Here is a 19,059-nt window from a genome sequence, read left to right as displayed (position 1 = left end):
TCAGCGTTCGTCGATCTCGCCGTGGTGGAGCCGCGTGAACGGCGCCGCGGGGAAGACCTGCTCCGTGAACGTCACCCGTCCGTCGCCGACGAAGACCTCGACGAGGTGGGCGTCGACGATGATCGTCAGCTGGACGGAGTCGCCGGTGTCGGCAGGGAGTGCCGCCCAGTCGACCGAGGGGTACGCCGGGTGGAACGTCGTATTCCCGGCGTCGGTGCGGTCGCAGCTGATCCTGCGCTCCGAGCCGTCGACGGTGATGACGAAGCGTTCGTCGGTGCTCGTCTCAGGCGTGAGCGTCAGCGTCGTGTGCACGCCGTCGGCGCAGGGCACCGCGACGTCGAAGCGGGTGACATCGTCCCCCGGGAGGATGGGCGCCTGCGCGACGTGCACCCGGCCGTCCTCCGTGCGCACGAGCTCGATCTCGCGAGCGAGCGACATCGCCGACCGCCACGGTCCCGTCGGGGTGTCGTTCGCGTAGTCCCAGTTGCTCGCCCAGCCGATCATGAGGCGACGTCCGTCTGGAACATCGCTGAACGACACGGCCGCGTAGTAGTCGCGGCCGAAGTCGAGCCAGTCGTACTCGGCCGGATCGGACGAGGCGGTGAGCCGCTCAGCGGTGAAGACGTGTCCGTCGAAGTCGCCGACGAAGTACTGCGTGCCGGACCCGCCGGCGATCGCCCCCGGGTTGAGGCTCACGACGAGGACCCACCGGACCTCGTCCGTACCGCGGATGCGGAGGGGGAACAGGTCGGGGCACTCCCAGACGCCGCCCGTGGCGTGCGCCGGACCGAAGTGGGACACGAGGGTCCAGTCGATGAGGTTCGGCGAGGTGTAGAACCCGATCCGGTGTTCCAGCGGATCGGCGACGACCATCACCCAGTGGCCGCCGTCGTCGCCGAACCAGAACACCTTCGGATCCCGGAACTCGGTCGACCCGATGTCGAGGACGGGGTTGCCGGCGTACCGGGTCCAGACCTCGCCCCCGTCCGTGCTGTACGCGAGCGCCTGCGCCTGCGACCCGGGAGTGTCGCCCTCCGGGTGGCGGGCCGCCGTGTAGACGGCGACGAGCGCCGGGTGGTCGTCGATCGCGAATCCCGTCGTGTCGCGGTGGTCGATGACGACGCTCCCGGAGAAGGCCATCTCGCCGTCCTCGGCCGGGATGGCGACGGGACGGTGCTCCCAACTGACGAGGTCGGAGGACACCGCGTGCCCCCAGGAGATGTTGCCCCAGGTGGAACCAGTCGGGTTGTTCTGGAAGAAGAGGTGGTACACGCCATCGTGGAACACCAGCCCGTTCGGGTCGTTCAGCCAGGTGGATTCGGCGGTGAAGTGGGCTGTCGGGCGAAGGGACCGCTCGGTGGCGGTCGAGGGCGTGGTCATGGTGCTCCTGACGGATGTCGGTCGGTGTGCGGGCGGTGGATCGATGTGGTGGAGGAGGGGAGTCGGGGGCGGCGTGGACGCCGCCCCCGCCTGGAAGCGGTCGTAGGCCTGCTGGTAGGTGGCGATGACGTCCTCGATGCCCATCGAATCGAGCTGTGAGACGTAGCCGTCCCACTCGTCGTCGACGGTGCCGTTGACGATCCAGGTGGCGAACTTCTCCTTGACGAGGGTGTTGATGTCGGTCACGGCGAAGGACGTCGCGTCGAGCTCGTCGTTCGAGAGCATGACCGGCGGGTAGGCCTCGTTGGCCTTGAACGGGGCGTAGAACTCGTTGACGAGGTCCTGACGCTCCTTCGCCCGCGGCTCCGGGGCGACCACGCTCTCGAAGTCCTCCGTCGTCGTGATCTTCGGTCCACCGGGTGCGACCTTCTGACGACGCTCGCCTTCGGCTTCGCCCGCCGGCGCGGGGATCTGCACGAGGACGCCGTCGGCGTTCTCCTCGAGGGTGACCCCGACCGGGCCCCAGTTCACCTGCGCGCTCATCACCGGGTCGAAGAGTCGGTCGGCCCACCGCATGGTGGCCGCCGGGTACTGGTTCGCGCGCGTGATCGCCATCGCGCCACGGTTGATCTCCTGGTTGTTCGCGACGCTGGCGAGACGCTCACCGTCGGCACCCTTGAGGACGCCCAGCATGGCGTAGTCGCCCATCCGGTCCTCGCCGACCATCTCCTTGAGTTCCCACCAGAAGAAGGAGCCGAGGACCGCGGTGTCGGCCTTGCCCTTCGAGAGGTAGGCCAGGTCGTCCTGCGAGAACGACTCGGGATCGATCAGGCCGTCGGCGTACCAGTCGGACAGGGCCTCGACGCCGGCCCGGTAGCCGTCGGTGTTGGCCGTGAACTCGACCTCACCGTCACGCACGATGCGGTGGTCGTTGTTCTCGGGCTGGCCGCCGAGGGCCGCGATGAGGTCGTTCGGGTTGGCGCAGAAGGAGTCCGTCCGGAACGAGAGCGGGATCTCGTCGGCCTTGCCGTTGCCGTTCGGGTCCTGCGTCCTGAACGCCTCGAGGGCGGCGTGGTACTCGTCGATCGTGGTCGGCATGGGCAGCCCCAGCGCGTCGAGCCAGGCGGTGTTGATGTAGAGGAAGTTCGGGTACTGCAGGATGCCGAGCTCCTCGACGGACGGCAGCGTGTAGATGTGGCCGTCGGACGCCGTGATCGCCGCGCGGATGTCGGGGCGGTCCTCGAGGATGCCGGACAGGGTCGGCGCGTACTCCTCGATGAGGTCCTCGAGGGGCAGCAGGGTGCCGTTCTCGCCGTTCTGCACGATCTCGGCGTCGGTCAGTCCCGAGTTGTAGAGGACGTCCGGCAGCTCGTCGCTGGCGAGCATGAGGTTCTTCTTCTCGGCGTACACCTGCTCGGGCAGGTTCTTCCAGTCGATGGCGATGTTGGTGTCGGTCTGCCACTGCTGGACGAGCTGCATGTCGCCGTAGTCCGGGGCGAGCGCGGACTTCGTCCCGCCGAACGACAGGGTGAGGGTGTCGTCGACGATCGGGAGGCCGGTCTGGTTGAAGCCGAAGTCGTCGGACTTGTCCGCGACCTCGGTGGAACCTCCGCCGCCGGTGCAGCCGGCGAGGAGGAGGGCGCCACCCGCCGCGAGGGCGGTGATGGCGGTGAAACGACGGTGTCTCATGATGGTCTTCCTTCGGTGTGGTGATGGTGCTGGGACGGTGGTGCTGCTGGCACGGGGATGCTGATGGGAGGGCGATGCCGCGGTGATCGGGCGGCGGATGTGGAGGCGCACCGGATCAGCTCTTCACCGCGCCGAGGAGGGCGCCCTTGGTGAAGTGCTTCTGCATGAAGGGGAGGATGATCAGCAACGGGATGCTGGAGATCACGATCATCCCGTACTTGATCAGCTCGCCGATGCGCTGGGCGGCCGCGTACGAGTCGAGCCCGCCGGTGCCTCCGGCGGAGGTGACCTCGGACTGGATCAGCACGTTGCGGAGCACGAGCTGGAGCGGGTACTTGCTCTCGTCGTCGAGGTAGATGAGGGCGTCGAAGAAGGCGTTCCAGTTCGCGACGAGGTGGATCATGATCATCAGGAAGATGAGCGGCTTCGACAGCGGCAACACGATCTGCAGGAAGAACCGGAAGTCGTTCGCCCCGTCGAGCTGTGCGGCCTCACGGAGCTCGGCCGGCACGTTGTTCTCGAAGAACGCTCTGGCGATGATGAGGTTCCAGACGCCGACCGCCCCCGGGAGCACGACGGCCCAGACGGTGTCGAGCATGCCGAGGTCGCGGACCACGAGATACCGGGCGATGAGCCCACCGTCGATGAACATCGTGATGATGAAGAACAGCATGAAGACGGTGCGGCCGTAGAGGTCCTTGCGCGACAGGGCGTAGGCGCCGCAGAGGATGCAGATCACGCTGATGGCCGTGCCGAGGACCGTGTAGAGGACGGAGTTCGCGAAGCCGCGCCAGATCGTCGCGTCCGCGAAGATCCGGGCGTACCCCTCGACGGTGAAGCCCTGCGGCCACAGCCACACGTTGCCGTTGAGGATCTCCGCCGGTTCGCTGAACGACGCGATGACGATGAAGTACAGCGGGTAGATGATGGCGCAGATCGCGAGGACGAGGGTGCCGATCGCGACGACGTTGAAGAGCGGATCGGCGAGGCGGCCTCGGCGGTCCGGCCGGGCGGGTGGTGGCCCGGGGCGGACGGGCGTCCGGACGGTGCGCCGTTCGGTCTGCTGGGGCGGGGTGGAGATCGTGTGCGTCATCGCGTCATCACCAAAGGCTCGATTGGCCTGCTCGCCTGGCGATCCAGTTGAACGTCAGGAGCAGGACCAGGTTGATCAGGGAGTTGAAGAGGCCGATCGCGGCCGAGTAGCTGAACTGCGCCTGTTGCAGTCCGGCCTTGTAGACGTAGGTCTGGATGACCTCGGACGTCGGCAGGTTGAGGTCGGTCTGCATGAGCAGGACCTTCTCGAACCCGAGGTTGAAGAGGTTGCCGATGGCGAGGATGAACAGGATCGTGATCACCGGGAGGATCCCGGGGATGTCGATGTGGCGGATCCGCTGCCACTTGTTGGCGCCGTCGACGCGCGCCGCCTCGTGGAGTGCCGGGTCGATCGCGGTCAGTGCCGCCAGGTACACGATCATCGAGAACCCGGCGTTCTGCCAGATGTCCGAGCCGATGTAGAGCGGGCGGAACCAGTCGGGCGAACCCATGAAGAAGATCGGTTCCCCGCCGAACGCCACGAGCGCGTTGTTGACGATGCCGGCCCGGGGCGAGAACAGCAGGTGGATCATGCCGACGACGACCACCACGGAGATGAACGAGGGGGAGTAGAGCACCGTCTGCGTGAACTTCTTGAAGCGTTCGCTCTGCAACTGGTTCACGATGAGCGCGAGGATGATCGGCACCGGGAAGGCGATGAGCAGGCCGAGCCCGTTGATCGTCAGCGTGTTGACCAGCAGGCGTTCGAACTGGAACGACTCGATGAAGCGCGCGAAGTGCTCGAGTCCGACCCACCGGCTGCCGGCGAAGCCGTCCGCCGGGTTGTAGTCGCGGAAGGCGATCTGCGCGCCGTACATCGGCCAGTACTTGAAGAGCAGCACGGAGATGGTCGCCGGCAGCAGTAATACGTATAACTGCCAGCTTCGCAGCGCTCGTTTCAGATGTTCGCGAGGCCCGCGACGGGACCTGACGGCGCGCTGCTTCGCGCTGACACGGGGTGGTGATGCGGTGGTCATGATGGCACCTTCGCCTTCGACACGGATCCGCGGGGGATCAGTGTGCATTCGATCGGGGTTCTGCTGGGCTGCTCGCCGCCACCGGCGAGCAGGATCTCGAGACCGGCGCGCGCCATCTGTTCGTAGGGCAGCTCGACGGTCGTCAGTCCGGGGTCGAGATAGGGCGCGATCATCTCGTGATTGTCGAAGCCGACGATCGCGCAATCGTCGGGGACGGAGAGGCCGAGTCGTTCGATGGCGCGGTAGGCGCCCCAGGCGGTGCGGTCGTTGCCGCAGAAGATGGCCGTCGGCCGGTCGTCGGCGGTGAGCAGCGCGGTCGTGATCTCGAGGCCGTCCTCGACGATGCCCGAACCGTGTCGGATCCAGTCCGGCCGTTCGGCGATACCGGCCTCGGCAAGGGCTCGCCGGAACCCGGCCAGGCGGCCGATCCCGGCGGGCAGGTCGCTGTCGACATCCTGGATGTTGATCATGGCGATCCGGGTGTGGCCGGCTTCGATGAGGTGGCGCGTCGCCGCGTATCCGCCGAGCTCCTCGTCGGGGAAGACGCTCGGAACGGTGCCGGCCCGGTCCTGGGCGTTGACGATCACGGTCGGGATCCCGTCGAGGGAGGCGGGCAGCTCGACGAGGCGGTGGTACATCGAGGCGTAGACGACGCCCCGCACCCGGTAGGACCGCATCATGTCGATCGCCGCGGCCTCGAGGTCGGGCTCGTTGTAGGTGTCGACGCTGAGGATCACGTTCCCGGTCTCCCAGGCTGCGAGCTGGGCGCCCTTGAGGAGCTGGCCGGCGAAGGGTGCGCTGGCGACCTCGTCGGAGATGAAGCCGATCATGCCGGACTCGCCACTGCGCAGGGACTTCGCGAACGCGTTCGTGCGGTAGTCGAGGTCCTTCACGGCGTCGAGGACGCGGTTGCGGGTGGCCTCGGCGACCCGATTGCCCTCGACGTTGTTGAGGACGAGGGAGACCGTCGCCTGCGACACCCCGGCGCGCTCGGCGACCTGCCACATGGTGACCGTCTGCTTCCTGCGTGCCATGGTGTCCTCGTCATCGAGTCGGTTAATCGTATGACGTGATGCTATCCGCCCGGCGGAGGCTTGGCAAGCCCGCACCGATCCGACGGGGTCAGCAGCTCGTCTCGACAGCTGTCGAGACATCGGGGTCGGGCCGGACCCGCCCGCATCCACGTGGATATCGTGAAGCGCCTGCTCATCCACCGGGGAGCGGGGACACCACTCACCCACTGGCTCCGAGCGGTTCGGGGCCGACTCGAACGCGGAGGTTGATCATGCCGTTTGTGACCACGGACGATGGCGCAGAAATCTACTACAAGGACTGGGGCTCCACCGACGCACAGCCGATCGTGTTCCACCACGGCTGGCCGCTGTCGTCCGACGACTGGGACGCGCAGATGCTGTTCTTCCTGGCCGAGGGCTACCGGGTGATCGCGAGCGACCGACGCGGGCACGGGCGTTCCTCGCAGATCGGCACCGGGCACGACATGGACCACTACGCCAGCGACGTCTCGGCCGTCGTCGAGCACCTCGACCTGCACGACGCGATCCACATCGGCCACTCGACCGGCGGCGGCCAGGTCGCCCGCTACGTCGCGAAGTACGGGCAGCCGCAGGGTCGGGTCGCGAAGGCGGTCCTCGTCTCGTCGGTGCCCCCGCTGATGGTCCAGACCGACGCGAACCCCGAGGGCACGCCGATCTCGGTCTTCGACGGGTTCCGCAGCGCCCTGGCCGCGAACCGCGCCGAGTTCTTCCAGGCCGTCGCCTCCGGTCCGTTCTACGGGTTCAACCGCCCGGGTGTGGAGCTGTCGGAGCCCGTCGTCGCCAACTGGTGGCGCCAGGGGATGACCGGCAGCGCCCTCGCGCACTACGAGGGCATCAAGGCGTTCTCGGAGACGGACCAGACCGAGGACCTCAAGGCCATCACGGTGCCGGTGCTCGTGACGCAGGGCGACGACGACCAGGTCGTCCCGTACAAGGACGCGGCGCTCAAGCAGCACGAACTCCTGAGCGACTCCACCCTGAAGATCTACGAGGGCTTCCCGCACGGCATGCTCACGACGCACGCCGACGTCATCAACCCGGACCTCCTCGCGTTCATCAAGGCGTAATCGAGGCGAGCGGTGCCAGGGGTGTCCCGCCCGAGCGGGGTGCCCCTGGTCGTCGTCGCGGGTCGGCCCTATACACCTCCTGCGCGCCGCGTGGAGGCCGGTGCGGGCGGCACCGAACCTCGCTATCGTCTGCCGCATGAGGAACGCCCGCCTGAAATCCATCGCCGTCGTGTCGGCGATCCTGCTCCTGACCGGATGCGGCCTGCAGGTGCCGAAGGACCCCGAGGGCACCCTCGACCGGGTGACCGACGGGGTCATGCGGGTCGGCGTGACCGAGAACCGGCCGTGGGTGGAACTGGACGGCTCGGGTGATCCCGCAGGCACCGAGCCGGCCCTCATCGCGCGGTTCGCCGACGGACTCGGCGCGGAGATCGAATGGACCGACGGCAGCGAGACCGCGCTGCTCGAGGCGCTCGATCGGGGCGAGCTCGACGTCGTGCTCGGCGGGTTCCGCGACGACACCCCATGGGTGGACCTCGGAGCCGTCACCCGCCCGTACCGCGAGGTCGAGGGCGTCGACGGGGTGGAGCGGCACGTGATGATCGTCCGCCTGGGGGAGAACGGGTTCCAGGTGGCCCTGGAACGATTCCTCGACGAGGCGGGACGCTCGTGACCGCCCGGTTCGGTCACGCCGAGCTGCCGGAGGCGGAGGAACGTGCACTGCGCGCCGCGATCAGGATCGAGTGGGCGAGCCTCGCATTCCTGGCCGTCGCGATCACCATGGTCTTCCTGGTCATGGGCAGTTCGCAGGCGATGAAGGCCGCGTGGATCGAGGACCTGCTCTCCCTGGCTCCGCCGATCGCGTTCCTCGTCGCCGTGCGGATCATCCGCCGCCCGCCGACGGCGAAGTACCCGTACGGCTTCCACCGGGCCGTCGGCGTCGCCCATCTGGTCGCCGGTGTCGCGCTCCTCGCCATGGGAGCCTTTCTGACCGTGGACTCCGTGTCGGGCCTCATCACGGCGGAGCACCCGCCCATCGGCGCCGTCGTCCTGTTCGGCGAACCGGTCTGGCTCGGCTGGCTCATGATGGGCGCGATGGCGCTCACGATCCCGTTACCGATCGTCTTCGGTCGGATCAAGATGCGCCTGGCGCGCCAGCTCCACGACAAGGTGCTGTACGCCGACGCGGACATGAACAAGGCCGACTGGATGACCGCCGTCGGATCGATCGTCGGCGTCGCCGGGATCGGCCTCGGGTTCTGGTGGGCGGACTCCGCCGCAGCCCTGTTCATCGCGGCCAGCATCCTCTGGGACGGGGTGAAGAACCTGCGCGCGGCGATCACGGACCTCATGGACACGAGGGCGACCACCTTCGACGACGCCAAGCCCCACCCGGTCACCGGCCAGGTCGACGAGTACCTCCGGAGCCTGCCGTGGGCAGAGCAGGTCGGTTCGAGAGTCCGCGACCAGGGACACGTGTTGCACATCGAGTCGTTCGTCGTCCCGCGGAAGGGGCGGACGCCGACGCTCCGTCAGCTCACCGAGGCGCGTGAGGGGTGCGTCGCCCTCGATTGGAAGGCCCAGGACCTCGTCATCGTCCTGACCGATGCCCTGCCGGAAGCCGTCGGCGGCTCCGACCGGAGCCGGGAGTCGGAGCGCCGGAGCTGAGTGGTCCTCGGCCGGTCATGGGGCCGCGGGGCCGGCGGCGGGGATCGTCAACGTCGCCTCGGTGCCGACGCCGGGCGTGCTGGCGAGGACGAGTGATCCGCCGTGCGCTTCGGCGATCGACCGAGCGGCGTGCAGGCCGAGCCCGACCCCCTGGACGGCGCGCTCGTTCGCATACGGCGTGCGGTAGAACTTGTCGAAGGCCTGACGGAGCTCGTCCGCGGTCATCCCCACGCCGTCATCGGAGACGCGGAGCTGCACGGCCTGCTCCGCCCGGGTGAGCGTCACCTGGATCCGGCCGTCGGGTGAGAACTTCGCGGCGTTGACGACGAGCTCGGCGATCGCACGCCGGACCTGGACGGCGTCCACGGCGGCGATGAGTGGCCCGTCGGCGGAGAGCGTGACCGTCGCGTTCGGGGCCGTGGCCTGCGCATCGGCGACGGCGTCCGCGGCGACGACGGCGAGGTCGACGTCGCTCCGCTGCAGCACCACGGTGCTGTCCGAGGCCGTCAGCAACTCCTGGACCCGCCGCTCCAGCGCTTCGGCGTTCCTCCGGATGACGGCGAGCGCGGGCAGCAACTGCGGGGCGTCGACCTCAGCGTCGTCGGTGACGAGTTCGAGGTACCCGTGGATGGACGTCAACGGTGTGCGCAGCTCGTGCGAGACGGTGGTGAGGAACTCCTCGCGGACGCTGACGGCGTTCGCGAGCTCGGTGACGTCGTGCGCGACCACGACCGTCCCGAGGAGTTCACCGTCGGGACGGACCACCCGGCTCGAGGTCGCGAGGATCGCGTGCTGCTCGCCGACCGGACCCAACCACTCCATGTGTCCGGCGATCTCCTCGCCGCGAAGGGCTCGCGGGATGATCTGCTCTTCGAGGGGAATGGTCGTCTTCCGGTCGGCGGCGAGCACGTGCGTGCCGGCGTACGGAGGCGTGTCGAGCCGGAAGCCGACGGCGGCGACCATGTCGGCCGCTCGCTGGTTCGACAGTCTGAGCTGGCCGTCGGGGGTGTAGAAGGCGACGCCCGCCTCGACGGTGTTGAGGATGGCGTCCGCCAACGTCTCGGCATCGAGCGCGCGGGCGAGCGACTCCTCCACCTCGGCGGCATGTTGACGCACGGCGCGTTGCGTGCGCCGGAGTTGCCGGGCGCCGATGTTCACCGCGATGGCGATCCCGATGGTGAGGAACGGCAGGAGGAGCAGGCTCAGCCAGTCGAGCGGGGTGGTCGGGACGCGGGCTTCGACGATGAAGGGGAACGCGGCGATGAGCAGTGCACCGGCGACGGCGACCACCATCATCCGCTGGGTGAAGCCGTAGGCCAGCCAGAGGATCGGGAAGACGCAGAGGAAGCTGACCGCCGGCACGACGTGGACCAGCTCGGTGCGGAGGAACGCCACGGCGACGAGGTCGAGCAGGGCGATCCACGCCATCGTGTTGCTCGACCACCGCTCCCAGGGCACGAGCACCGACAGCAGCGTGCTGAGCGCCGCCACCGACAGGCCGCCGAGGAACAGTGGAGCGGTGACGTGCTGCGGCAGTGCGAGGGCGATCGCGACGCCGACGACAGCGGTCGCGACGGCGAACGGCAGCTGAGCGCGGAGAAAGACCCGGAGCCGGCCCGGCCGGGACGCCTCGTGTTCCAGGAGTGGCACGGCGCCTGCTTTCCGGAGTCGATGGTGTGCATCGAAATCTACAGGGAGATCCGCAGCATCACGGCGCTGGGGCGCGAACCCGTCCGAGGGTTCCGGACCGCGGACACCTGGGGAGCGCGTTCAGCGGATGGGTGCCGTCACCTCGTCTGCGCGATGATCGCCTCGGCGACCGTCTGCGCACCGTCGCCGGAGTTCACCGTGTAGAACGTGTCACCGAGGGTGAAGGAGAGCGGGGAGCGCGGTCCGTCGCTGCGACGCGCGACAAGGGCTGATTCGCCGTCGACCGCACCCTCGAGGGTGATGGGCTCGAGCGCCGCCGCGATGTCGGGCTGCGCTGCCAGCCCGTCGATGATCGTGGCGCCGCCTCGGACCACGAGGATGTCGGTGTACCCGAAGCCCTCCGCGAAGAGTTCACAGCTGAACGCGCCGACGCGGGCGCTCGCCGCATCCTCCAGGTCGACGATCGGCTGGGTGCGTGGATCGATGACGGTGTAGGTCGTGGGGGTGGCGCCGTATTGGAGCGCCGCCGCGATGCCGGCCTCGTCGAGTCCGCCGTCGCAGGTGGCGTCGCCCTCGCGCGGCGCGAGCGCGGGCCAGGCGAGCTGGGCCTTCGAGGCAGGCTCCACCGTCGTGAAGGTCGCCTCGGCGGCTTCGGCGAGGTTGTCGAGGACCTCGCCCGCGGGCGCGTCGTCGAAGCGGCTCCCGGTGCTGGTGAGTCCCGCGGCAGTGATCGACAGCTCGACCCAGGCGGTGCCGACGGGCGCGGACACCCGCCAGCCGGTCTCGCCCGACGCGGTGGTCGCCTCGACGCCCGCGATCATCCTCGTGTCCTCCGAGGGGGTGTCGCCGGCGTAGGGCGGGGCCCAGTCGTCGGCGGCGTCCGGCAGGACCTCGATCGAGAGGTAGGCCCAGTCGCCGGCCCCATCGCCGATCGACTGCTGAGCGGTGCCCACCCGCCAGGAGCAGGCGAGCCCGCCGGCCGCGGTGAGGACGGCCCGGTCCACGGCGTCGGTCGGTTGGACCGCTTCGACGACGTCGGCCGGTTCGGCGGCGAGGACGGCGGCGACGGTGTCGAGCGTCGCGAGGTCGTCGCACCCCAGGAGCCCGGTGGACGCCGAGGTGCTCGGAGCCTCAGACGTCGGTGGCGTGTTCGGTGTCGCCGTCGAGGCGCACGACGAGGCCGTCAACACGACCACCACCGCGATCCCCGCACCGATGCCGAACGATCGTCTTCCTGCGCCCCTGATCCCCATCCGCCGAGACTATCGGTGGCGCGCGTCGAACCGACGCCGATACCGCGACGGCGTGCTGTCGAACGCGGCGACGAAGTTCTGGCGGAACGTGACCGGGGTGAATCCGCAGGCCACGGCGACCTGGTCGACCGGGAGGTCGGTGGTCTCCAGGAGCCGTCTGGCCTCGTCGAGGCGACGCGCGCGGACCCACGCGGCCGGGGTCGTGCCGATCGCCGACCGGAAGGCGCGCACGAAGGACCGCCGGCTGAGGTGCGCCTCGGCGGCCAGGCGATCCACGGTGAGCGGTTCATCGAGGTGGGCGGACGCCCAGGCCGTCGCCACCGCGATCGGATCCTGCGTCTCCGCCTGCGGCACCGGTCGCTCGATGAACTGTGCCTGGCCGCCCTCGCGGTGCGGGGCGACGACGAGGCTCCGGGCGACGCGGTTCGCCGCTTCGGCGCCGAGCCGGGTGCGGACGAGGTGCAGGCAGGCGTCGAGACCGGAGGCGGTGCCGGCCGAGGTGAGGACGTCGCCGTGATCGACGTAGAGGGCGGTCGCGTCCACGGTCACCGCCGGGTGCCGCTCCGCCAGGTGCCCCGCTGCGTGCCAGTGGGTCGCCGCCGTCCGGCCGTCGAGGAGTCCGGTGTCGGCGACGGCGATCGCTCCGAGGCAGAGCCCGACGATCGTGGCGCCGCGTCCGTGGGCGTCGAGGACGGCTGCCCGGAGCTCCGGTGACACCGCACTCCCGTCGTCCGTCCATGACGGGAGCACGACGATGTCCGCGTCGGTCATCGCCGCCAGTCCCCGGACGTCGGCGATCGTGTACCCCTCGGCGGTGCGGATCGGCCCCGCGTGGTCGGCGACGAGGAACGACTCCCAGTCGGCGAGGCCCTGATGGCGGACCTCGTCGAACACCAGTTGCGGCACGGACAGGTGGAACATGGTCACGTCGTCGAAGGCGTGGATGGCGATGCGCATGGTCGGCTCCGATCTGGCCTGATCTCATCAGTATTGTGCATTCGTGCCAATGGTGTCGCCGTCGGACCCAGGGGACGATGGACCGGTCGTCGTCCCGACGCCAGCACCGAACAGAGGAGACACCCGTGAACACCACCCGCCGCGCCCTGGTCCTGGTCGACGTCCAGCAGGAGTACTTCGCAGGGCCGCTCGCGATCCAGTACCCGCCGCGCGATCAGTCGGTCGAACGGATCGGCGCGGCCATCGACGCCGCGACGGACGCCGGCCTCCCCGTCGCCGTCGTCCAGCACACCTCCGGAGCGGGCGCTCCCGTGTTCGACCCGGACACCGCCGCCTTCGAGCTGCACCCCGAGGTCGCGCGTCGCGTGCAGCCGTCCTGGAAGCCCGTCGTGAAGCAGTACGGCTCGGTCTTCGCCGGGACGGGCCTCGAGGCCTGGCTCCGCGAGCAGGGTGCGGACACGGTGACCCTGGTCGGCTACATGACGAACAACTGCATCATCGCGTCCGCGGCGGCTGCCGAGGAGCTCGGCATCGCCGTCGAAGTGCTGTCCGACGCGACCGGCGCGATCGCGATCGAGAACGCGGCCGGGTCGGCGACCGCCGAGACCGTCCACACGACGCTCATGGCCATCCTCGACTCGAACTTCGCCGCGGTCGCGACGACGGAGGCCTGGGCGGAGGCGCTGGCCGACGGGACGGCGCTGCCGAAGGACGACCTGGTCTCCTCGGCAACCCGTGGTGCGCAGCGCGGGTAGTCGCGAAGCTGGTGGGTTCGGTGCGTCGGATGACAGGATGGGTCGATGCGCTCGCACTCCGCCCGAACCCGGTTCCTCCCCGTCATCGTCGTGCTCTCCGCACTCGCCCTCGGCGGATGCGCGTCCTCGCCGGGTGGTGCCGGTGCAGGTTCACCGACGGCGTCTTCCACCCCGACCGTGTCCGAACCGCCGAGCACGCCGGTCGTGGAGACCACCCTGTCCGACGACATCGACGGGACGAAGGTGACCCCGCTCGCGATCGTGACCGACTTCCCGGCCCCCGAGGGGTCGACCGCCGGCATTCACCCGGTGCTCATCAAGGTGAAGCTCGAGGCGGGAGACGTCTACGGCGGGAGCGTCCACCCCTCGGTGGCGTCCATCACCCGTCGGAACGGCAACCTCGACTACATCACCCTCGGCATGGGCAACCCGAAGGAACTCGTGACGGCGATGTCCGCGGCCGGCTACACCCCGCTGCAGGCGGTTCCCGCCGGCAAGACCCAGACAGGGTGGATCGGCGCCTGGCTCTCCGACGAGGTCACGGAGTACGACCTCGTCTACAACCGCAACGAGGGCAAGGTGATCGGCGGCAGTAAGAACGGCGAGACCGTCCCGGCCAGCAGGTCGATCACCCCGCTCACACCCCGGTAATCCAATCCGGCGGCAGGACGAGCTGCGTGCGAGGCTCCTGGATCAGTCGGCGACCGCGACGTCCGACAGGTCGAGGTGCTCGCTCACGAAGTCCGTGGGGAAACCGGTCACCCCGTCGCGCACCACGGTGAGGGTGATCGCGGTGTAGAGCCAGTCGGCGGCATGGTCGTTCGACACCAGGGCGGCGGCCTCCCGCAGCTTCGCGTCCGCCGTCGCGGGGTCGGTCGCGGTCCTCGCCTCGGCGGCCAGGGCCTGCACCCGCGGGTTGTCATAGCCGTAGTAGTAATCCGGGTTCGCCCAGTTCTGGAAGTCGCGGGCCTCGACGTGGTTGACGAAGCTGAGGTCGTAGTCGTGGTTCGTGTACACGTCGTTCAACCAGGTGGGGAACTCGACGCTGTCGACGGTGAGGGTGACGCCGACGGCCGCGAACTGGGAGACCAGCACCTTGGACGCGGCGGTCCCGTAGTGGTTCGGGATGACGAGGGTGAGGGCGAGGTCCTCCTGACCGGCTTCGGCGAGGAGCGCTTTCGCCCGATCGGGGTCGTAGGTGACCACCCCGGTGAGGTCCTCGTAGCCCGGGTCGAGCTCGGGGATGGGACCGTACTGTTCGACGGCGGCGCCACCGACGGCCTCGACGATCGCGGCGTGGTCGATCGCCGTGCGAAGCGCCTCACGGACGCGCGGGTTGTCGAGCGGCGCGCGCCGGTTGTTGAAGGCGAGGGTGTACTTGTCGGTCGTCTTGCCCTCGGTGACGGTGAAGCCCTCGGCCCGCGCGACCTGGTCGCGCAGATTGGCGTCGAGGCCGATCTGCRCGTCGAGCTCGCCSGCGAGGGTCGCGTTSACGGCGGAGGCGGCGTCGGGGATGTAGCTGAAGACGACCTCCTTGACCTTCGGGGCGTCGCCCCAGTAGCCGTCGTACCGCTCGAAGGTGATGCTGTCCGGCGGTCGTGGAGCGGTCGTTCGTGGCGCCCTGGTGCAGGACGAGGCCCGCCCGGCCGGTGAGCGCCCACAGCAGGTTGGCGTCGGGGGAGCCGAGCTGCAACCGGACCGTGCCGTCGTCGACCGCGGTGATGCTCTCGACCTGCTCCAGTGCGAGGTGGTCGACGAACGAGGCGTCCTGCTGCACCTGGGTGAGCGAGTCGACGACGTCCGCCGCGGTGAGCGGTGCGCCGTCGTGGAAGGTGACCCCGTCGCGCAGGACGAAGGTGTAGGTGAGGCCGTCGGCGCTGATCTCGTGGCTCGACGCGAGCGTGTCGACGATGCGGTCGTCCTCAGTGCGGGAGACGAGCCCCTGGTAGACGTTGTCGATGAGGATCTGCTCGAGCGCGGCACCGGAGGTCGTCCGGATGTCGAGGTCGGACGGTTCGAGCACGAGCCCGACCCGGAGGGTGGCGTCGGCGTCGGGGGTCGGCTCTGCCGAGGGGCCGGTGCAGCCGGTGAGGACGAGGGCGGCGACGGCGATCGCGGCGGTGAAGAGCTGACGACGCAGTCGGTGTTGGGGCATGGGGAACATTCTCGCCGATCGGGACCCCGGCCCGGGATCACCCCGAGGCGTCGTCCGAGAGCGAATCGCTGATGACGGCGAGCGTCGCCGACTGGGCGCGTTGCGCGCGCTCGCCGCGCCGGGCGACGAGCAGGCCGACGACCGATTCGGTGACGAGCATGATGGCGGCCCGCGAGGTGTGCACGAGCTCGTCCCGGAAGGTGGCGTCGATGGGGGCGACGATGAGCGCCACCTCGGCGAGCTCGGCGACCGCGGATCGGGGGAACGAGGTGATCGCGAGCACCGTGGCACCGCTTGCTCGGGCGGCGGCGGCCACCTCGACGGACGCGCGGCTGGCCCCCGAGCCGGAGAGGACGAGGCATGCCGAACCCGGCCCCAGGTGGGTCGCCGCGATCCGCTGGCCGATGGTGTCGGGCAGGTACTCGGCGGGGCGCCCGGCCGACATGAGGCGCATGGCGAGGTCCGAGCCGAGGGGTGAGGAGAGGCCGTTCGCGGCGATCAGCAGGCGCGGGGCCTCGTCGAGCACCTGGACGAAGCGCTCGAGCGTCTCTTCCGTCATCGCCGACGTCGTCTGCCCGAGCCGACCGGCGAACCGGTCGATGGCACCACGCAGCGAGCCGAGCATGGTGTCGTCGCCGTCGTTCCGCGCGGCCGGCGTGCCGAGGGCGACCTCACGGGTGAGGGCGACCCGGAGCTGCGGGTAGCCCTCGTAGCCGAGCGACTGCGCCGTCCGGATGACCGTCGCCCGCCCGACCCCGGCGAGGTCGGCGACCTCCTGCGCGGTGCGCTCGATGCTCGCCTCGATGTCGAGGGCGACCGTCTCGGCCACGCGTCGTTCGCTCGGTTGCAGCGACGGCGCGAGCATCGCGATCCGCGCCGTCGGTGGGGCGTCAGCCGACCCTGTCCACATTGCGGCTCCTCGTCGTGCGGGCGGGAAGGGTGGTGCGGGTGGTGCGCGTGGTCCGGACGCCCGGCCCCTGCGTGATCCGGCGGCGGATCGCCCCCGAGATCGCGTCCATCGTCATGGTGGCCACGACCACCACGATCAACAGCATCCCGACTGTATCCCACTGCCGATAGTTGGTGTAGTTGGCCAACATGCTGCCGATCCCGCCGGCTCCGACGAGCCCGAGGACCGCCGAGGTACGGAGGTTGATCTCGAAGCGGTAGAGCGCGAGCGAGAGCAGGGCCGGGGCTGCGGCGGGCCAGAGCGCCCAGCGGGTGACCTCGGCCGTGCCACCGCCCGCGGCGCGGACGGCCTCCGACGCCCCCTCCTGCACGGACTCGATCGTCTCGTACACCCACTTGCCCTGGGTGCCGATGCCGGCGATGCCGAGCGCGAGCGCCCCGGTGAACGGGGTGAGCCCGGTGATGGTGAGCAGGATGAGCGCGATGATCACCTCGGGTACGGCCCGGATGACGGCGAACACGCCGCGCAGCGGGAGCCGCAGCCAGACCGGCCCGACGGACCGGGCGGCGAGCATACCGAGCGGGATCGAGATGAGCACGCATAGGATCGCGCCGATCCAGGCCATCGAGATCGACCGCCACATCTCGGTGAGGGCGCGAGGCAGCTTCTCCCAGTTCGGGCTCTCGAACATGAGCCCGCCGAAGTGCACCAGCTGCGCCGGGACCGCGCCGAGATCGCTCCAGTCGATGGGGAGGCCGGCGGTGGCTGCGACCACGACGATCGCGACCGCGACGGCGGCGAGGGTCGGCAGGAGGCGGGACGGGTGACGCGGCAGCTCGGGCCGCAGGTCGATGGTGCTCATACGAGTCGCCTCCGCAGCACGTTCGAGGCGATCTCGATGAGGACGACGACCACGAGGATCTCGAGCACGATGATCGAGACGTCGTCGTAGGCGTAGAACGCCCGGCGCTCGTCGAGGAGGCGCCCGATGCCGCCCGCGCCGACGATGCCGAGGATGGCCGAGATGCGGACGTTGAGTTCGAGCGTGTACAGCCACTGGTTCGCGAACAACGGCCACACCTGCGGGAGGACGGTGGCGCGGTTGATCTGCGTCTGCGTGCCGCCCGCCGCCCGCCCGGCCTCGAGGTAGGGGTGGTCGGCGGAGTCGATCGCCTCGGAGACGAGCTTCACGATGATGCCGATGTCGAACAGGAACAGCGTCAGGAGGCCGGGAAGCGCTCCGACGCCGACCATCGCGACGAGGATCGTGGCGTACACGAGGTCGGGCACGGCGCGGACGACGTTGACGACGGCGCGCAGGATGCGTCGTGTGACCGCGTTCGGGTTCGTGGGCGCGGCCGCCCACAGCGTCAGCGGCACCGACAGGAGTGCGGCCGCCACTGCTCCGACGAGCGCCATCTGGAGGGTCTCCAGCATCGGCTGGACGGTCCGCGGCAGGAACGCGAAGTCGGGCTGGAAGAGCTGGAGGAGCAGGCCCGAGCCGTTGTCCCTGTGGCTGATGAGCGCGCCGAAGTCGAGCTGCACCCCACCGATCGCCGGCAGGCACGTCGCGATCGTGAACGCCGCGACCGCTCCGAGGATCAGGGCGGTGCGGAGTCTCGCCGTCGGTTTCGGCGGCAGCTTCCAGTCGGTGCCGGTGCCGGTGGCGGTCACCGGTCGAGCCGATCGTCGGGCTGGATGGGACGGCCGTAGATGCGCTCGAAGTCCGCTTCGGTCGCGTCGGCAGCTGACCCGTCGTAGACGAGTTCGCCGTCACGCAGTCCGATCATGCGGGTCGTGTAGGTGCGGGCGAGGTCCATCAGGTGGATGTTGACGAGCACCGTGAGGCCCGTCTCCGTGTTCACGCGGCGCAGGTCGTTCATCACCGTATGCGCGGTCGGCGGGTCGAGGCTCGCGACCGGCTCGTCGGCGAGCATGACGCTCGGCTGCTGGGTCAGGGCGCGGGCGATCGCGACGCGCTGCTGCTGGCCGCCGGAGAGTTGTGCCGCTCGGGTCCAGACCTTGTCGAGCATGCCGACCGACTGGAGCGAGCGCAGGGCGAGCTCCCGATCGGTCGCCGTCGTGAGCCCGAGGAGCGTGCGGTAAGTGGGTGTGCTGGCGAACCGTCCGACGAGCACGTTGCGGTACACGCTGGCGCGGTCGGCCAGGTTGAAGCCCTGGAAGATCATGCCGATGTGCCCGCGGAGGCTGCGGAGCCGCCGGCCGCGCAGGCCGGTGACGAGGTGCGGGCCGACGGTCACGGTCCCGCTCGTCGCGGGCACGAGGCCGTTGATCGTGCGGATGAGCGTCGACTTGCCGGAGCCGGACAACCCGACGACGGAGACCATCTCACCGGCGGCGATGTCGAGGGAGACGTTGCGGAGCGCCCTCGTGCCGTTCGGGTAGGTGACCGAGACGTCGTCGAGACGGATGGACCACGACGCGGAGGCCGCGAGCTGGGCTCGGGCCTCCGCGCGATGCTGATCAGTGTTCATGCACCGGATTCCTGGA

General features: G+C 69.6%; 17 protein-coding genes and 1 pseudogene. 5 read left to right on the top strand and 13 right to left on the bottom strand.

What is annotated here, in order from left to right; translation table 11 throughout:
• The 4 genes from ASF68_RS19255 to ASF68_RS15800 form a co-directional block, all read right to left on the bottom strand.
• Complete coding sequence (locus tag ASF68_RS19255; protein ID WP_235526847.1) at positions 1 to 3,069, bottom strand: GH32 C-terminal domain-containing protein; 3,069 nt, start codon at positions 3,067 to 3,069, stop codon at positions 1 to 3.
• 115 nt (positions 3,070 to 3,184) lie between these two features.
• The gene (locus ASF68_RS15810) at positions 3,185 to 4,162 is read right to left on the bottom strand and encodes a carbohydrate ABC transporter permease (RefSeq protein WP_082498727.1); all 978 of its coding nucleotides are present in this window, start codon (positions 4,160 to 4,162) and stop codon (positions 3,185 to 3,187) included.
• A 7-nt stretch (positions 4,163 to 4,169) separates the two neighbouring features.
• On the bottom strand, positions 4,170 to 5,138 hold the full coding sequence (locus ASF68_RS15805) for a sugar ABC transporter permease (RefSeq protein ID WP_056013212.1): 969 nt from the start codon (positions 5,136 to 5,138) through the stop codon (positions 4,170 to 4,172).
• A complete protein-coding gene (locus tag ASF68_RS15800) occupies positions 5,135 to 6,172 on the bottom strand; it encodes a LacI family DNA-binding transcriptional regulator (protein ID WP_056013209.1) in 1,038 nt (345 codons plus the stop codon). The genes ASF68_RS15805 and ASF68_RS15800 overlap by 4 nt, the downstream gene beginning before the upstream one ends.
• A gap of 251 nt (positions 6,173 to 6,423) precedes the next feature.
• On the opposite strand from ASF68_RS15800, the gene ASF68_RS15795 reads away from it, so the two are divergent.
• The 3 genes from ASF68_RS15795 (at position 6,424) to ASF68_RS15785 (ending at position 8,868) form a co-directional block, all read left to right on the top strand.
• Complete coding sequence (locus ASF68_RS15795; protein ID WP_056013206.1) at positions 6,424 to 7,260, top strand: alpha/beta fold hydrolase; 837 nt, start codon at positions 6,424 to 6,426, stop codon at positions 7,258 to 7,260.
• Positions 7,261 to 7,396: 136 nt separating this feature from the next.
• Positions 7,397 to 7,873, top strand: a complete 477-nt coding sequence (locus ASF68_RS15790; RefSeq protein ID WP_056013520.1) for a transporter substrate-binding domain-containing protein — start codon at positions 7,397 to 7,399, stop codon at positions 7,871 to 7,873.
• Positions 7,870 to 8,868, top strand: a complete 999-nt coding sequence (locus ASF68_RS15785; RefSeq protein WP_056013203.1) for a cation diffusion facilitator family transporter — start codon at positions 7,870 to 7,872, stop codon at positions 8,866 to 8,868. The genes ASF68_RS15790 and ASF68_RS15785 overlap by 4 nt, the downstream gene beginning before the upstream one ends.
• Positions 8,869 to 8,883: 15 nt before the next feature.
• Here the strand turns inward: ASF68_RS15785 and ASF68_RS15780 are convergent, their stop codons facing one another.
• The 3 genes from ASF68_RS15780 to ASF68_RS15770 all read right to left on the bottom strand — a co-directional run bounded on the left by ASF68_RS15780 (position 8,884) and on the right by ASF68_RS15770 (position 12,728).
• Complete coding sequence (locus tag ASF68_RS15780; RefSeq protein ID WP_082498726.1) at positions 8,884 to 10,518, bottom strand: cell wall metabolism sensor histidine kinase WalK; 1,635 nt, start codon at positions 10,516 to 10,518, stop codon at positions 8,884 to 8,886.
• Between the two features lie 137 nt (positions 10,519 to 10,655).
• Entirely contained in the window at positions 10,656 to 11,771 is a 1,116-nt protein-coding gene (locus ASF68_RS15775; protein ID WP_056013200.1) for a hypothetical protein, read from the bottom strand.
• A 9-nt stretch (positions 11,772 to 11,780) separates the two neighbouring features.
• Positions 11,781 to 12,728 carry a GlxA family transcriptional regulator gene (locus tag ASF68_RS15770; protein WP_056013196.1) on the bottom strand — a complete coding sequence of 316 codons (948 nt, stop codon included), beginning with the start codon at positions 12,726 to 12,728 and terminating at the stop codon, positions 11,781 to 11,783.
• A 125-nt stretch (positions 12,729 to 12,853) separates the two neighbouring features.
• On the opposite strand from ASF68_RS15770, the gene ASF68_RS15765 reads away from it, so the two are divergent.
• Both ASF68_RS15765 and ASF68_RS15760 read left to right on the top strand, forming a co-directional pair.
• A complete protein-coding gene (locus ASF68_RS15765; protein ID WP_056013193.1) occupies positions 12,854 to 13,483 on the top strand; it encodes an isochorismatase family protein in 630 nt (209 codons plus the stop codon).
• 45 nt (positions 13,484 to 13,528) lie between these two features.
• On the top strand, positions 13,529 to 14,134 hold the full coding sequence (locus tag ASF68_RS15760) for a hypothetical protein (protein WP_056013191.1): 606 nt from the start codon (positions 13,529 to 13,531) through the stop codon (positions 14,132 to 14,134).
• Positions 14,135 to 14,176: 42 nt separating this feature from the next.
• Here ASF68_RS15760 and ASF68_RS19430 read toward each other — a convergent pair whose 3' ends face one another.
• The 6 genes and pseudogenes from ASF68_RS19430 to phnC form a co-directional block, all read right to left on the bottom strand.
• On the bottom strand, positions 14,177 to 15,067 hold the full coding sequence (locus ASF68_RS19430; RefSeq protein WP_369796510.1) for an ABC transporter substrate-binding protein: 891 nt from the start codon (positions 15,065 to 15,067) through the stop codon (positions 14,177 to 14,179).
• A 100-nt stretch (positions 15,068 to 15,167) separates the two neighbouring features.
• Positions 15,168 to 15,638: pseudogene (locus ASF68_RS19425) on the bottom strand (ABC transporter substrate-binding protein); the annotation flags it as partial.
• A 37-nt stretch (positions 15,639 to 15,675) separates the two neighbouring features.
• Positions 15,676 to 16,548, bottom strand: coding sequence for a MurR/RpiR family transcriptional regulator (locus tag ASF68_RS15750; protein ID WP_056013189.1), 873 nt, complete (start codon positions 16,546 to 16,548; stop codon positions 15,676 to 15,678).
• Positions 16,529 to 17,410 carry a phosphonate ABC transporter, permease protein PhnE gene (gene phnE / locus ASF68_RS15745; protein ID WP_082498724.1) on the bottom strand — a complete coding sequence of 294 codons (882 nt, stop codon included), beginning with the start codon at positions 17,408 to 17,410 and terminating at the stop codon, positions 16,529 to 16,531. The genes ASF68_RS15750 and phnE (ASF68_RS15745) overlap by 20 nt, the downstream gene beginning before the upstream one ends.
• A complete protein-coding gene (gene phnE, locus ASF68_RS15740) occupies positions 17,407 to 18,222 on the bottom strand; it encodes a phosphonate ABC transporter, permease protein PhnE (protein ID WP_235526846.1) in 816 nt (271 codons plus the stop codon). The genes phnE (ASF68_RS15745) and phnE (ASF68_RS15740) overlap by 4 nt, the downstream gene beginning before the upstream one ends.
• Positions 18,219 to 19,043: a phosphonate ABC transporter ATP-binding protein gene (phnC, locus tag ASF68_RS15735; protein WP_056013186.1), complete on the bottom strand. Its 825-nt coding sequence runs from the start codon at positions 19,041 to 19,043 to the stop codon at positions 18,219 to 18,221. Before phnC ends, phnE (ASF68_RS15740) begins: the two co-directional genes overlap by 4 nt.
• Positions 19,044 to 19,059: the final 16 nt, after the last annotated feature.

This window comes from Plantibacter sp. Leaf314 (genome assembly GCF_001423185.1).
Classification (GTDB): domain Bacteria; phylum Actinomycetota; class Actinomycetes; order Actinomycetales; family Microbacteriaceae; genus Plantibacter.
Note: the sequence above shows the minus strand (reverse complement) of the source record. Positions and strands in the feature narration are given on the sequence as shown.